Raw genomic sequence first — 16,506 nt, forward strand, 5'->3', positions numbered from 1 at the left:
AAATTAAGGATATAAGAAATTTCTTATATCCTTTAAATTTATTCTATATTATATTATATCACCAGTTATATAGCTTTCAATATATATCTCTTAAATTATATTTTTAGATACATAACTAGAAGTCATAAGTTTTAAAATGCCACCATAATTAAGTCCAAATTTTATTATATCACCTGTTTTATACATTGATATACTATCAGTAACATCTATAATTAAATGATCACTACTTTGACCAATTATAGCTATATTTTCATCTTTAGGAAATAAATCTTCAACATCTATATCTTGCTTTCCTATTGCACATATAGCTCTTTTTCTATTACCTTTATCTATAAAAGATGGTTTTCTACCAAAAGCATCCATACCTATTTCACCTATTGGTATTGAAGGTTTACTTTTTAATTCAATTATTTCAGCCTCAAGCTCAAACACATCATTATGAGTTCCAGTAATTTGATGTCCAAAAGCAGTTTCTCTTCCTAAAATTAGTGCTTCTCCTAATCTTAATTGATTAATTTCACCAGGCATATCATCTGTTTCTAAAAGATATAATGAAGATGAGTTTCCACCAGATAATATTTCTATCTGTACTTCAAATTCCTCTTCTATCTTTTCTTTTATTTCAGCTAATTTACGAAGATTATCTCTCCTAGGTATAACCCCACCATAACAAGTTAAATTCGTACCTAATCCAATTAACCTTACTCCTTTTAATGTAATTATCTCTGTTATTAATTCATATATCTCTGTTTCCTCAAATATACCTTCTCTTAAATCTCCTAAATCTACCATTAAAATAATATCATGAACTTTATTTTGTTTTTCTCCTTCACGAGATAACTCTTTTATAGTTGAAAGTTCAGAATTAAGAGATATATCAGCATATCTTACAACCTTTTCAGCTTCAGAAATCATAGGAAGTCTTAACATTATTTTTGGTAAATTAAACTTTTCAAGAGTTATTAAATTTTCTATCCTAGAATCTGCCAGAAAGCTTACTCCACCTTGTACAAATATCTCTGATAACCTTATATCTCCAGAAAAAACTTTAGTAACTCCTCCAGCATTTATGCCGTGCTTTTTACAGATTTTCATAAGAACTTCTACATTCTCTTTTAATTTTTTACTATCTATTATTAAACTTGGATAATTCATATTTTCCTCCTACTAAATTTCTAAGCTCTGTTTTAAAAGTTTAAGTGCAGCTTCACTATATTCAGTAGATAGCACACCTAAGGATGCCATAATATAATTATTGTCAACCAAGATTGAAGCCTCACTAGTTGGGAATAAATCATCCCCTTTATTACTTTTAGCTATAGATTCCATTATCTCAACTCTATTAGGAAGTCTTGTTAAAGCACCACCAGTACCAATAATATATTTTATATTAGTTAAGTCTTTACCTTCAGCAACAGTTTTTTTGCCAGATGCACCATATAGAGCTCTAAATTTACCGGCATGTCTTTTTACTGAAGTAATAACTGCTTCTTTTGTAAGTTCTTCTACAAACTTTTTCTCTAAGTCCTTAGTAGGTATGGGTTTATGGTTTTCAATTAAGTGATCTAATTCTTCAGTAGATATTGAGAGCTTGTTAGATAAAGTATCTTTACCTATTCTATCTACAATATTTTTCATGTTTACATATACACCCAAATCACCTTCTACTGTTCTTTTAGCTAAAGGCTCAGGACTAATTAAAATTCTATTTACCTCTTCACTACCTTCTGTAACAGAATGCAAGTCAGTAGTTGCACCTCCAACATCTAGTGTAATAAGATCTCCTATATCTTCTTTTAAAAGTTTAGAAGCGGTCATTACTGCTCCAGGTGTTGGCATTATGTGACCATTTACCATTTCTTTTACTTTTTTCATTCCTGGTGCATGAATAATATGCTCTTCAAATACATCTTGAATTACTTTCCTTGTAGGTTCAATATTTAATTTGTCAATTTTTGGATAAACATTTTCTACAATATATAATTTACCAGGATAATCTTCAAATATTAATTTTATTTCTTCTTGATTTTCTATGTTCCCAGCATATATAACAGGAACATCAAATTTTAAATCTGCAATCTTTTCAGCATTATATATTGAAGTATCACGTTCTCCATAATCTACTCCGCCTGCAATTAATATTATATTAGGTTTTATTTCTTTTAATTTATTTATATCTGTTCTTCTAATCTTTCCAGCAGTTACTTGATGAATATTTGCTCCAGCTCCAAGTGCCGCTTCCTTTGCTGCTCTTACAGTCATATCATATACAAGTCCATGAACTGTCATACGAAGTCCTCCAGCTGCTGAGCTAGTTGCAACTAATTTATCATATTCTATGGTCTCTATATTTAAATTTTCTTTTAAACTTTCAATTGCGTTATTAAGACCAATATTTACATCACCTTCATCCACTGTTGTTGCAGCTTGCCCCTGCCCAATAAATTTGGGCTGGGAGCTGAATATTCCATTAAATGCATTTATCACTGTAGTAGTACTTCCTATTTCAGCAACTAAAACATTAATTTTCATTTTTTTTCCTTCTCTCTTTTACTAAAGCTGTAGCTACATGGATTCCTTTAGTACCTCTACCAAAACCTGCATCCATTCCATTCTTTTCAGCAATTTCTGGTGTTACTTGTGTACCTCCTGCAAGTATTACTAATTTATCACGTATACCTTTTTCTATTGCTAAATCATGAATATTTTTCATGTTTTTATAATGAACATCATCATGACTAATAATTGTAGAAGCAAGTATTGCATCTGCATTTAATTCTATAGCGGCATCTACAAGTTTTTCTACAGGAACTGAAGTTCCAAGATAGTGTACATCTATTCCATATTTTTCTATTCCACCATGTTTTATGTCAATGATTTCTCTAAGTCCTACAGAGTGTTCATCTTCACCAACTGTACCTGCAACTATTGTCATTGGGTTATTATTGATCTCTTCCCTTATTTCATCTTCAGTCATAACCTGAGGCTTTGGAGGGATTACTAATTCATCTAAATCAATAGCAAATGGTACTCTACCTTTTATTTCTACTCTTGTACCTTCTGCTTGTTGCATAACTTCTTTATGAATCATTTCAACATCAAGTAATCCCATCTTTTTCCCTACTTCTATAGCTGCAAATTCAGCAGTTCTTTCATCTACAGGTAAGAATAAAGTAGTTTGTACTATTCCGTCACCTTTCCATTCCATTTCTGGTTTGATTTTTGAAGACTCTCTTAATTCTTCTGTTTCAGCAAGTCTTAAATTAACATTATCATTTTCATCTAGCTCGTCTATATAAATTATTTTATCAGGATCTTTAAATGTATCTCCATCAATTAATTTTGAAGGGTCATCTTTTGCATCTTTATTGTACTGCTCTACATTATTATACCCAAAGAATGCAGTTACTGGTGCCATATAATCTTCATCTCTCTCAAATATAGTACCTCTTCCGATACCTCCATCCATTTTTCTTGCAATTCCATCTCCATTTCTTTCAGGATATTCTCCAGAATCTACAAAGAAACCTTCTTCTACAGCTTTAAAGTATCCACCTGCTTCTAATATTTCTTCCATAAATAATATAGCTCTTTCTTTTAATTCTCTTACTTTATCAGCAAGTTCACCTTTGTCCCTTTTAAGTTCTATCATTTCCATCAAGCCATCCATACCTACAAGAGCTTGTTTTGCTGTATCTGTTCCTTCTATATTATATATATGCCATGGTACATTTCTACCTTCATCAGGAGTAATTGTAGATTGTATTTCAGCACGTGTTAATTTTGATATTAATAAATTTAAAGTATGAGTTACAGTTGCTTCCCTCGTAGAAGATCCCATATATTTTGTATTTTGTTGAGCTCTCATCTTATATTCTCTAAATAACTCTCTTAATGCAACAGCATATGGTAAATCAAGTCTCATACTTGGTGCTGGTGGTGCAGTTGGAGGAACTGTTGATAATGCAATATCTTCTTTTTTCATTCCTGCTTTTACAGAAAAGATTGAATTTAATGCATGTTGAACCATTAATTCTGGCATAACTTTCCATGCTTCTCTTGCAGTAGCATTTGCATTATGAGCTCCATCTATTTGAACTATTCCAGCCCACGCCATTACTTTTTTTGCATTTGCAGCATCTACAAATGATCTGATCATATTTATATTTCTATAAAGAACATTATATTGTGGATCCTGATGGGCGCCATTTACACCTTCCTCTGCAAACATAACTGCTATTTCAGGTCCTGCTACACCACTTACATAAGAATGATAATTTATTGGTCTTCCAACTTCATCTTCTATTATATCTAAAGCTTTTCTTTGTGCTCTAACTTGTTTTCTAGTAATTGGTATTCCACCTATACCTTGTGGTGTTCCTTCAATTAAACCATCAAAATGACTTTGTCCTGCAGTTCTAATTACCATCAAATGATCTGCTCCATGCCACGCTGCCATACGCATTCTTCTAATATCATCTTCAAATCTACCAGATGCTATTTCTGTAGTAATTACATTTGTAGGTTGTGGATCTATATCATTAAAATAATGAGCAGATGGTAAAGATTGACTCCTATCTAAATTTTCTGCTGTATCATAATATTCAAATTGTCCTATTTTTCTTTTTTCTCCAGTTCCTTTTCTCCACTGCCATCCTCTTCTTCGTGGTCTATATTTATCTAAATCTTTTAGTAATTCTTTTATATCTAATCTTTCATTTGGTTTAAGATTCATGACTTTCACCTCCGTTAAATACTTCTATTGCTCTATCCCATAATTCACCATCTAATAGCTTAAGACCTGTTTCTCTTATATCTAAATCTTGATCTTTTGATAGCTTATATATTACATTTCCTGCTCCTTTTCCCATTAGACCTCTATCCATTACTCCTTCAACTATTGCTTTTGATTCTATACTAGAAAATCCCATTCTCATTACTACAGATCTCTCTATTGATGGAGTAGTGTTTTTTTCTGCTAACTCCACTATTGGATCCATTATTTTTTCTGCTAACTCCCAAAATTTATTTTCTAATTCTTTTTCAGATAGATTTTCTAAATGCTTTCTTCTTTGTTTAAAATCATCTTCTCTTTTCATTTAATACACCTCCGTAATTAATTGTCTTTCAAGTTTTGAATTGTTCTTTTTACAAATTCTTTACTTGATTTTGTATCTTCAGCTAAAAACTCTATATCTTTTTCTGTAATTTCAATACCTTCATTATTTTTTAAGCAATTTTTGATATAAGACTTTTTAATTTTTTCTAAGTCCAAATCATCAACTTTTATAAAACTTGGATCCTTTGGTAAGATTATATTTTCACCTGCGACTTCATCCTTAGGATCACCTATTTTTATGTCTACTCCATTATCCTTTGCAAAAGATAGTTGAGGTTGAATATGTTTTCCTGCTCCTGTATATTCAGTTTCTTGTACTACTATAATTTTATCTTCATCTAATTCTTGTGCTATAGAAAATGCTGCAGCTAAAGAGGTATTTCCAGCTGGTCCTCTTTCAAGACCCTCAACTTGAGCTAATGCTTCTGTAATATAAAATACTTCACCTTGATTAACTGTTACATATCTATCCATATATCTTAAAGGTCTTGCAGCAGAACGAGGTACATCAGATCTATCAGGCCATGTTGCAAATGGAATACCAAATCCTGTATGTCCTGTAGTGAATGATTTTTTATTAAATTGTGTATCACTAGCCATGTGAAGACCTTTTAAATTTACACTTGCCCCTATAATTTCAACATTATCAGCTCCTGCTTTTATAAGTCCTCTTGCTGTTCCTGTAAGATTTCCTCCTCCTGCATTTGTTGCAACTACAACATCAGGATCTCTTCCTTCTAATTCTCTAAATTGCATAGCAATTTCATATCCTAATGTTTCTACACCTGCTATACCAAATGGTGTATATAATGAAGCATTAAAATATCCTGTTTCTTCAAGCAATTTTAAAAATGTATAGAACAATTCTGGTCCTACAGTTAATTGTAATACTTCTGCTCCATATGCTTCACACTTTCTTGCTTTTTCTACTATTTCTGGTTGACCTACTCCTCTAGAATCGTAACATTCTTGAACTATTATACATTTAAGTCCAAGCATAGCTGCTTGACTTGCAACAGCTGCACCATAATTACCACTTGTTGCTGCTATAACACCTTTATAACCATTTTTTTTAGCATGATATACACTAGTAGCTGCTCGTCTTGCTTTATAACTACCTGATGGATTTGAAGCTTCATCTTTTATAAATATTCTAGCCCCTTTTCCTTCAGGTGCAAATTTTCTTGCAAGTTTAGTGATATTTTTCAATTCTAAAAGTGGCGTATTTCCAATTCCTGTTTCTTTTTGTGTTCTCTGAATTTCAGATAGGTCATATCCAGTTTTACGCATCATATCATTGTAATCGAAACGTATTCCTTCAGTTTCAAAAGCTTGATAATCTATTCCTACAGCTTTTTTCATTATTTCATTTTTTCTTTCCATTACTGATTTATAGCTCATATCTTTATTCATTATCTTCACCACCTTCTAAGATACCTCTTAGTTGTCTCCCTATATAGAGTAATTCTGGAACAGATTTTCCATAACTATGAGTATAATATGGATCAACTTCTAATAATTCTCCTTTTATCCTTCTCCCTATATATGTTTCAACTTCCACTTGGTCTCCTATTTCAGCATTTTCATTTATCAAAAATCCCTTGTCCCACATTTCAAGTGGTACTTTTTTTGTATCATCAGGTACTTGTGGGGCTCTCTCACTTGATTTTAAGACTATATTATATATTCTTACCCAATCACCTTTTTTTGCCATCACATATCCCTACTTTCTTATTAATTCTCTCATATCTCCCATAATTGCTCTTGGAACTGGTAAATCTATCATTGTTTTAAGACCTGATGGAGCGTTTATAACATGTGGAATCATATTTACACACATAGCTATAGTTCCAAGTCCACCTTCAACTTCTGGTTTTATAGACATATTAACTTCTGGCGTTCCTTTAATTCTTATATAATCTCCAGTATGAGTTCCTTCCATTTCAGGTTCTATTTGCTGAGGATGTTTCATATCAATTTTTACTTCTCCATCAACATAACCTTGACCTGTCATGTTAACACCTGCAACATTACCTGCTTTTGCAAATCCATAAGGAGATTTTCTATCTACATTAGTAACAATTGGCTTCATTTGTTGTTCAAATTTTTCAACAGGCCATCCAATTGCATCACCTATCATATTAATTGATTCTTTAAATCCCACATGCCCTGCTAATGTTCCATCTTTAACACCTTTTTCAAATTCATCAACTGTTATGCCTACTCCTTGTTCCTCCATTACAGCTGCACCAAATGGAGAAAGACTATTAACTCTTTCTGCTTCAATATGTTCAACATCTGTCATACATCCTGTAAGACACACTACTAGTAAATCCATTATTAACCCTGGATTAATGCCTGTACCTAATACAGAAACATTATTTTCTTTAGCTATTTCATCTAGTTTCTTAGATAATTCTGGATTTTGAGCTTTAGGATATGCCATTTCTTCAGCAGTAGAAATTACATTAATTTTATTTTCTAATAATTGCTTTAGTTTAGGAAACGTTTTTTCTGTAAAAGAATCAGTAGCAACTAAAGCTATATCAGGTTTTGTACCCATAACTGATTCAATATCTGAATTAATTATTACTTCATTATGATCTTTATTTTCAACACCTAGTACTTCAAACATACTTTTTCCAACTCTTTTTTCGTTTCTATCACATACACCTACTATTTCTACACCTTTTTTCTTTAATAACATTTTTGCCATTCCACTTCCCATAGCACCAAATCCCCATATAATTACTTTAATTTTTTGCATTTGTTACACCTCCATATTATTTTACACATATATACTTATGCAAATACCTTGCCAAAAATAGAAATTTCTAAATATTATACATATTGGCTTTATTTCAATCATTTAAATTTTATGAAATATGTGAATATATATACAAATCATAAAAATGCCCATATTTTTGCATGTTACATGCAAAAATATGGGCATTTTTATTTGAGATTATATCTTTTTATTTTATGTTGTAATGTTTGTCTTTTGATATTTAAATTTCTTGCTGTTTGAGATATATTATAATCATTTTCATTTAATTCCCTTTCTATGATTTTTTTCTCAATATCATTAATTGTATTTTGCAAAGAATTTCTTATTTCTATATCAAATTCTTCTTTAGATTCCCTTTTTCTTATATTTTTAAAATCACTTATGTAATCAGGAAAATGTTCAATATGAAGTACGTGTTCATCATTTTCAACAAAATTCATTCCACCTTCAATCATATTTTCTAATTCTCTTATATTCCCAGGCCAACTATAATTATTAAATAAGTCCATAACTTCTCTAGATATCATCCATACATCTTTATCCAATTTAAAATTAAATTTTTTTATGAATTCATTTATTAATAACTTTAAGTCTCCAATTCTTTTTCTTAGTGGAGGAATATCAATGTATATTACATTTAATCTAAAATATAAATCTTTTCTTAAGTTTCCACTCTTTATAGATTCTAATGGTGGCTGATTAGTTGTAGCAATAATTTTAACATCAATAGATATATCATTAAGTCCTCCTACTCTTCTGATATAACCTTCCTGTAATACTCTTAATAATTTAGATTGTAATATCATTCCCATAGAGTCTATTTCATCAAGAAGAAGAGTACCTCCATTTGCTTGTTCAAAAAGTCCTGGTCTATCAATTGCACCTGTAAAACCACCTTTTACTGTTCCAAACAATAACCCCTCTAAAAGTTGTTCTGGAAGTGCTGCACAATTCTGGGCAATAAAAGGTTTATTGCTTCTTGTACCAGAATAATGAATACTCTGAGAAAATAGTTCTTTTCCAGTTCCAGTTTCACCATATATTAAAACACTAGAAGATGAATTAGATGCTTTTTTTGCTATTCTTATGGCCTTTTTAATAGATTCTGATTTCCCTATAATATGATCAAATGTATATTTTCTCATTTTATCTTCAGTTTTTAATTTTTCTTTGTTAGTTAATTCATTTCTTAATTCAATTAATTCTTCTGATAACTTTTTTATCTTTGTTATATCTTTTCCAATTTCCACTGCTCCTATTAAATCATTATCATTAAATAAAGGGATTGTTGTATTAACAGAAGATATTTTTTTGCCTTTATAATTTAAATATGTCTGGCTCCTATTTACAATTGGCCTTCCATTTTTTATTACTGTAAGTAAAGTACTAGTCTTTTCATCTAAAGAAGGAAATAACTCTAATAATTGTTTTCCAAGAATATTCTCAGGCTCAATTCCTTCTATTTTTTCCATAGATTTATTATATAATATAGTTTTACCTTCACTGTCTATAACATGAATGCCTTCATCTAAATACTCTAAAATATTTTTCAAAATTATATAATTTAGATCCATTTTATCACCTTCTTATTTATTTCTAATAGGTAATATTATCTTAAATTCAGTACCTTTACCTATTTCACTTTTAACCTTTATATCTCCATTAAATTGAATTACAATATGCTTTACTATAGCAAGGCCTAAGCCTGTACCAGCAACCTTTTTTGAGCGTGCTTTATCAACCCTAAAAAACCTTTCAAATAATCTATCTAAATATTCTTTTTCTATTCCTATCCCATTATCTTTTATCGAAATAATTAATTGATCACTTACATTATATGCAGTTATTTTTATTTTTCCATTTGGTTTAGTATATTTTATCGCATTATCAATTAAATTTATAAGCATTTGCTTAAACCAACCTCTGTTTCCATATATAACTGGCAAGTTACCATTTACTTTATCTACAATTGTAATATTCTTTTCAACTGCTAGTTCAGTTAGAAACTCTATAACTTCATTTATAGATGTATTAGGATTAATCATTTCATGCTTTATTTTATTCTTACTATTTTCTATATCTGTAAGTATTAATAAATCTTCAATTAAATTGTTTAATCTATAAGTTTCTTCATCAATAATATTTAAAAACTTATCCCTTAACTTTTCATCTTCTACTGCTCCTGATTTCAATGTTTCTATAAATCCTTTTATAGAAGTAAGAGGAGTTTTTAACTCATGACTAACATTAGCTACAAAATCTTTTCTCATAGTTTCAAGTTTTCTCATCTCAGTTATATCTTCTAATATTATAAGTGTACCTATTTTTCTATTTGGATTATCTTGATATGTTATTGGACTTGTATATACTTTTAAAATATTAGTTAAAGGATGATTAATAGAAATTTCTATACTTTCTTTATTATCTTTATAAAATAAATCTTCTAAAGCATTATTTAATTCCCTATTTTGAATGACTTCAAATAAACTTTGATTTTTAACCAATTCATTTTTTATAGAAAACATTTTTTCAGCTGATGGATTTATATACATTATATTATTATTTGTATCTAATGCTATAACACCATTGAGCATACTCTTGAGTATTGCTCTTAAGTTTGTATTGCTATTTTTAAGTTCTTCTATCTTTTCACTTAATTCCATACTCATAATATTAAAGCTTTCTGCTAATATCCCTAGTTCATCATCATTATTTATCCTAACTTTTTCACCATACTTTCCTTTACTAATATTCCTTGTTATTTTAGTAAATTGTTCTATAGGATAAGTCAATTTATTAATATATCTTATAGCTAATATTATAGCTATAAAAAGACCAGTAAATGCTGAAATTATGATATTCATATATATTTTTTTTGTGTATTTATTAATGTATTTTAAGGGAAGAGATAGTCTTATAGCAGCAATATTTGAGTTTTTTTGCTCGAAAGGAATAGATACATAATACATTTCAGTATTGAGAGAATTACTATATCTTTGACTAATACCTATTTTACCACCTAAGGCTTTTTTTATTTCTGGTCTATTTATATGACTTTCAAGATTTTCTATGTTTGCATGAGAATCTCCTACAACATTTCCATTTATATCTATAATTGTTATCCTGCTATCTATTTCTTGTGCATATTGTTCTGCTATTTCATTTAAATCAATAGAATCATTAATATTATTCGTTAAAAATGAATTAATAAGCCGTGCATTAGATATCATTCTTTTTTCTATATTATCAATATAATTTTCTCTAACTAAACTTATTGATAAAGATCCAGTGGCTATTACTCCAATTAAAATTAATATAGAAAAAATTATAAATACTCTTCTTTTCATTTATATCTCCTTATTTAATTTTATACCCTACACCTCTTATGGTTTCAATAACATCATCTTTAAGTTTTAATTTTTTTCTTAAATGTCTTATATGAACATCTACAGTTCTAGTTTCTCCATAAAAATCATATCCCCATATTTTATCAAGTAAAAAGTTTCTCGATAAAACTTTACCTCTATTTTCTGACAGTAACTTTAAAAGCTCAAATTCCTTAAATGTTAAATCTATAATCTCATTATCTACCTTGACTTCATAACTTTCTATATCAATAATAATATTATCTATTTTCAATATATTTTTGCTAGATTCAGTGCTATTATTAGTTCTTCTTAATACAGCCTTTATTCTAGCAATTAGTTCCCTAATATTAAAAGGCTTTGTCATATAATCATCTGCACCTATCTCTAATCCTAAAACTTTATCAGTTTCTTCTGATTTAGCAGTTAACATAATTATAGGAATATTTTCAGATGTTTTATTCTTTTTTAATTTTTTACATACTTCAACTCCATCTAAAACCGGCAACATAATATCTAGAAGAATCAAATCAGGACTTTCCTCTATTGCTTTATTGTATGCTTGTTCCCCATCAAATGCAGTAATAACATTATAACTATTATTTTCTAAATTATATTTTAGCAGCTCTACTATATGTTCTTCATCATCTACTACTAATATTTTTTTATAACTCATTTTATTTACCTGCCTTCTAAATTATTAGAATGAAAATTACTTTTCATCAAGTAATTTTTTTAATTCATCCATAAAAGTATTAATATCTTTAAACTGTCTATATACTGAAGCAAACCGTACATAAGCTACTTCATCTTTATCCTTTAACTTTTCCATAATCATTTGACCTATTTTTGTAGTGGATATCTCTTTTTCCATAGAATTACTAATAGATTTCTCAATGTCATTTACTATTTTTTCCATTTGCTCAACAGACACAGGTCTTTTTTCACAGGCTCTAATAATACCATTTAAAACTTTATTTCTATTATATGGTTGTCTAGTTCCATCTTTTTTAATCACTACAATAGGTATTTCTTCAATTTTTTCATAAGTTGTAAATCTTTTATTACATTTAGAACACTCTCTACGTCTTCTTATAGCATGTCCTTCTTCTGTAGGTCTAGAATCTACAACTTTAGTCTCATAATATTCGCAATAAGGGCATATCATATAATTCACTCCAAACATTTATATTCTAAATATATTATAATTTATATAAGTTATTTTGTCTAATAGACAATAATAAATCTCAGGTAGCCCTGAGATTTATTATTTAAATATTTAATTTATATCTGAAAATTAATGTATGTTTTCCTTTTCTCTCTCTAACATCACCTTTTAAAATTTCAACTTCTTCTCCAGTATCGAGGTTGATATTCTTGCCTTCAATTTCTTTAAAAGTTTTTCTAACTTCTTCAGAATTTTCAGCTTCTACTTCCTCTTTAACGCCCCAGGCGCTTGCAAGTACACTTGCCATGTTTCAAGTATCACAAGCGTCTTTTTTCCTTTGTTCTATTGATTGTTTTATTATATCTTTCAATGCTACTATTGGCTCTTTTCCATATGGAAAATTCATCTATTTTCCTCCTTTTACTTTCATTGCTGATTTTACAGTATTGTAAATTAACATTGTTATAGTCATTGGTCCAACTCCACCTGGTACTGGTGTAATATGACCTACAGTTTCTTTTACATCTTCAAAGTCTACATCTCCAGCTAATTTACCATCTACTCTATTGATACCTACATCTATAACTGTAGCACCTTTTTTAACCATGTCACGCTTTACAAAATTTGCTTTTCCTATAGCAGCTACAAGTATATCTGCTTCTTTAGTAATTTCTTTCAAGTTTTTAGTTCTAGAATGACATATTGTAACTGTAGCATTTTTTTGTAACAATAATAATGAAATTGGTTTTCCTACAATATTACTTCTACCTAGTACAACTACTCTTTTTCCTTCAACATCAATGTCATTACTTTCTATAAGTTTAATTATCCCATGAGGAGTACAAGGGATGAATGTATCTTCTCCTACAAGTAATTTTCCTGCATTTATAGGATGAAATCCATCTACATCTTTTTCAATAGATATTTTCTCAATTACTTTTTTTTCATCTATATGTTGAGGTAATGGTAATTGTACTAATATTCCATGTATTGTGTCGTCATTATTTAATTTCTCAATCAAATCTAATAATTCACTTTCTGAAACATCTTTATCTAAGGAGTGAACTTCAGATTTCATTCCTAACTTTTTACATGCTTTATCTTTACTTCTTACATAGGACTGAGATGCAGGATTCTCTCCAACTATTATTACTGAAAGGCCTGGAACAATACCTTTTTCTTTGAGTTCATTTATTTTAATCTGTAAGTCTTCTCTTATATTATTTGAAACTTCTCTTCCATTTATAATTTTCAAATTAACACCACCTAATTTAATTCCATTTTAATTTTAAATTTCTTGCTGCTCTAACTTCATCTACCCTTCTAACTGGAGCATAATGAGGAGCTTCTTTTAAAAGTTCAGGATTGTTTTCTGCTTCTTTTGCTATTTTAATCATAGCATCTATAAAGTTATCTAATGTTTCTTTGCTTTCTGTTTCTGTAGGTTCTATCATTAATGCTTCTTTAACTATTAATGGGAAATAAACAGTAGGAGGATGATAACCATAATCTAATAATCTTTTAGCTATATCCATTGTATTAACTTCTAGATTATCTTCTTTTAAACCAGCTAATACAAACTCATGTTTACATACTGTTTTTATTGGTAAGTTATAATGTTCTTTTAATTTGTTCATCATATAATTTGCATTTAATACTGCAGTTTCACTAACTTTCTTTAACCCATTACCTCCAAGAGCAAGTATATAAGTATATGCTCTTAGATTAACAGCATAATTACCATAAAATCCTTTTACTTTTCCTATAGAATCTTTTCTATCATAATCTAAAATAAATTTATCATTCTTCTTTTCCACTACAGGCACAGGTAAGAATTTAGCTAAATGTTCTTTTATTCCAACAGCTCCACTACCAGGACCTCCACCTCCATGAGGAGTTGAAAAAGTTTTGTGAAGATTAAAATGCATAACGTCAAATCCCATATCACCTGGCCTTACTCTTCCCATTATAGCATTCATATTTGCACCATCATAATATAAAAGCCCTCCTGATTCATGAACAAGTTCTGCTATTTCTTTCATATCTTTTTCAAATAGTCCTAATGTATTTGGGTTTGTAAGCATAAGTCCAGCTACTTTATCATCTAAAATCTTCTTTAAATTTTCAACATCTACTAAACCTTCATCTGAAGATTTTACTTCTACAATATCATAACCTGCCATTGCAGCAGTAGCAGGATTTGTTCCATGAGCAGAATCTGGAACTATTATTTTTGTTCTATGATTATCATTATTTGCATTATGATATGCTTTTATAAGCATAATACCTGTTAATTCACCATGAGCTCCAGCCGCTGGCTGTAAACTAACTCTATCCATTCCAGATATTTCAGCTAAATGATTAGATAGATTATACATTAACTCAAGTGATCCTTGAACAGTATGTTCTGGTTGATAAGGATGAATATTTGTTAGACTATCCATATTTGCCATATCTTCATTTATTTTTGGATTATATTTCATAGTACAGGAGCCTAATGGATAAAATCCTGTATCAATACTATAATTTAATTGGGATAAATTAGTATAATGTCTTACAACATCTAATTCGGATACTTCTGGAAGTTCTAAATCTTTATCACTTAAATATTCTTTTGGAATGAGTTGTTCTATTTCTTTTTCCAATATATCATTTTTTGGAAGGCTATATGCCTTTCTACCTTTTTTTGATAGTTCAAAAATTAATTTATCATAATTTTTCATTATAGCACCTCCAATGCAGAAACTAATTTATCTATCTCTTCTTTAGTTCTCTTTTCAGTTACTGCAAATAATATTGAATTATCAATATCATTATAATCCTTACCTAAATCATAACCACCAAGAATTTTGTTTTCTAGTAACTTTTGATTTACTTCATTAACTTTTATATCACTTTTAACAGCAAACTCTTTAAAGAATGGTTTATCAAATACTGGTTTAAATTTACCACTTTCAGTTATTTTATCAAATGCATAATGAGCCTTTTGTAAAGACTGAGTTGCAACTTCTTTTAATCCTTCTTTACCCATTGTAACTAAATATATTGCTGACATTAAAGCATTTAGCCCTTGATTTGAACATATATTTGATGTAGCCTTATATCTTCTTATATGTTGTTCACGAGCTTGTAAAGTAAGAACAAATGATCTTTTATTATCCTTATCAACTGTTTCTCCTACTATTCTTCCTGGTATTTTTCTCGCTAATTTCTGCTTAACTGCCATAAACCCTAGGGTAGGACCACCAAAATTCAACTTATTACCTAAACTCTGTCCTTCTCCTACTACAATATCAGCACCTAAATCACCAGGAGATTTTAAAACACCTAATGAAATCGGGTCAACATAAGTTATAAACTTAGCTTTTTTAGTATCATGAGTAATCTCTTCAATTTCTTTCAAATCCTCAATGATTCCAAAAAAGTTTGGATTCTGTACTATTACACCTGCTGTATTATTATCAGCAACTTCTTTTAATTTATCTACATCAGTTACTCCATCTTTCATATCAACTTCTATCAAATCAATGTCTCTAAATTTCATATAAGTTTTTACAACTTTTCTTACTTCAGGATGAACTGTTTTTGAAATTATTACTTTATTTTTTCTAGTTACATCTGCTGCTACAAGACCTGCTTCAGCACATGCAGTAGGACCATCATACATAGAGGCATTTGAAACATCCATGCCAGTAAGATTAGATATAAGAGTCTGATATTCAAAAATAACTCTAAGGGTTCCTTGACTTATTTCAGCTTGATAAGGAGTGTAAGATGTTAAGAATTCTCCTCTAGATGCTATATGACCTATTAAAGATGGTATATAATGATCATACATGCCGGCACCTAAAAAGCAAGTTAAGTCATCAGTAGTTTGATTTTTATCTCCAAGTTTTTTCATATGATTTCTTATTTCTAATTCTGATAAGGAATCATCTATTTTTAAATCCCTATCTAGTCTTAGAGACTCTGGAATATCCTTAAATAAATCATCAATAGAATTAGCACCTATTACATCTAACATTTCCTTTCTATCTTGTTTAGTGTTAGGTATATATCTATGCAT

Annotated in this window: 15 protein-coding genes; all 15 read right to left on the minus strand. The window is 29.5% G+C overall.

All coding sequences use genetic code 11. The annotated features are described in order from the left end of the window. Positions 1 to 90: 90 nt before the first annotated feature. The 15 genes from orr to gcvPA all read right to left on the minus strand — a co-directional run bounded on the left by orr (position 91) and on the right by gcvPA (position 16,506). Entirely contained in the window at positions 91 to 1,155 is a 1,065-nt protein-coding gene (gene orr, locus E0D94_RS09430; RefSeq protein ID WP_130807215.1) for an ornithine racemase Orr, read from the minus strand. 12 nt (positions 1,156 to 1,167) lie between these two features. After that, the gene (locus E0D94_RS09435) at positions 1,168 to 2,532 is read right to left on the minus strand and encodes a GlmL-related ornithine degradation protein (RefSeq protein WP_130807216.1); all 1,365 of its coding nucleotides are present in this window, start codon (positions 2,530 to 2,532) and stop codon (positions 1,168 to 1,170) included. Then, a complete protein-coding gene (gene oraE / locus E0D94_RS09440) occupies positions 2,522 to 4,735 on the minus strand; it encodes a D-ornithine 4,5-aminomutase subunit OraE (RefSeq protein ID WP_130807217.1) in 2,214 nt (737 codons plus the stop codon). The genes E0D94_RS09435 and oraE overlap by 11 nt, the downstream gene beginning before the upstream one ends. After that, on the minus strand, positions 4,725 to 5,099 hold the full coding sequence (locus E0D94_RS09445) for an ornithine aminomutase subunit alpha (RefSeq protein ID WP_130807218.1): 375 nt from the start codon (positions 5,097 to 5,099) through the stop codon (positions 4,725 to 4,727). Before E0D94_RS09445 ends, oraE begins: the two co-directional genes overlap by 11 nt. Positions 5,100 to 5,116: 17 nt before the next feature. Continuing rightward, entirely contained in the window at positions 5,117 to 6,532 is a 1,416-nt protein-coding gene (ortB, locus tag E0D94_RS09450; protein ID WP_130807219.1) for a 2-amino-4-oxopentanoate thiolase subunit OrtB, read from the minus strand. Beyond that, on the minus strand, positions 6,525 to 6,833 hold the full coding sequence (gene ortA, locus E0D94_RS09455; protein ID WP_130807220.1) for a 2-amino-4-oxopentanoate thiolase subunit OrtA: 309 nt from the start codon (positions 6,831 to 6,833) through the stop codon (positions 6,525 to 6,527). Before ortA ends, ortB begins: the two co-directional genes overlap by 8 nt. A gap of 9 nt (positions 6,834 to 6,842) precedes the next feature. Beyond that, positions 6,843 to 7,886 carry a 2,4-diaminopentanoate dehydrogenase gene (gene ord, locus E0D94_RS09460; RefSeq protein WP_130807221.1) on the minus strand — a complete coding sequence of 348 codons (1,044 nt, stop codon included), beginning with the start codon at positions 7,884 to 7,886 and terminating at the stop codon, positions 6,843 to 6,845. A gap of 188 nt (positions 7,887 to 8,074) precedes the next feature. After that, positions 8,075 to 9,460, minus strand: coding sequence for a sigma-54 interaction domain-containing protein (locus E0D94_RS09465; protein ID WP_242620507.1), 1,386 nt, complete (start codon positions 9,458 to 9,460; stop codon positions 8,075 to 8,077). Between the two features lie 33 nt (positions 9,461 to 9,493). Continuing rightward, positions 9,494 to 11,254: a two-component system histidine kinase PnpS gene (gene pnpS, locus E0D94_RS09470; protein ID WP_130807223.1), complete on the minus strand. Its 1,761-nt coding sequence runs from the start codon at positions 11,252 to 11,254 to the stop codon at positions 9,494 to 9,496. Positions 11,255 to 11,264: 10 nt separating this feature from the next. After that, the gene (locus tag E0D94_RS09475) at positions 11,265 to 11,948 is read right to left on the minus strand and encodes a response regulator (RefSeq protein ID WP_130807224.1); all 684 of its coding nucleotides are present in this window, start codon (positions 11,946 to 11,948) and stop codon (positions 11,265 to 11,267) included. 36 nt (positions 11,949 to 11,984) lie between these two features. Then, entirely contained in the window at positions 11,985 to 12,440 is a 456-nt protein-coding gene (gene nrdR, locus E0D94_RS09480) for a transcriptional regulator NrdR (RefSeq protein WP_130807225.1), read from the minus strand. Positions 12,441 to 12,543: 103 nt separating this feature from the next. Further along, entirely contained in the window at positions 12,544 to 12,747 is a 204-nt protein-coding gene (locus tag E0D94_RS09485) for a hypothetical protein (protein WP_130807226.1), read from the minus strand. Positions 12,748 to 12,846: 99 nt separating this feature from the next. Continuing rightward, the gene (gene folD / locus E0D94_RS09490; RefSeq protein WP_242620508.1) at positions 12,847 to 13,695 is read right to left on the minus strand and encodes a bifunctional methylenetetrahydrofolate dehydrogenase/methenyltetrahydrofolate cyclohydrolase FolD; all 849 of its coding nucleotides are present in this window, start codon (positions 13,693 to 13,695) and stop codon (positions 12,847 to 12,849) included. Positions 13,696 to 13,711: 16 nt separating this feature from the next. Then, a complete protein-coding gene (gene gcvPB, locus E0D94_RS09495; protein WP_130807228.1) occupies positions 13,712 to 15,163 on the minus strand; it encodes an aminomethyl-transferring glycine dehydrogenase subunit GcvPB in 1,452 nt (483 codons plus the stop codon). After that, positions 15,163 to 16,506, minus strand: a complete 1,344-nt coding sequence (gene gcvPA / locus E0D94_RS09500) for an aminomethyl-transferring glycine dehydrogenase subunit GcvPA (RefSeq protein WP_130807229.1) — start codon at positions 16,504 to 16,506, stop codon at positions 15,163 to 15,165. The genes gcvPB and gcvPA overlap by 1 nt, the downstream gene beginning before the upstream one ends.

This window comes from Senegalia massiliensis, from assembly GCF_900626135.1.
GTDB lineage: Bacteria > Bacillota > Clostridia > Tissierellales > SIT17 > Anaeromonas > Anaeromonas massiliensis.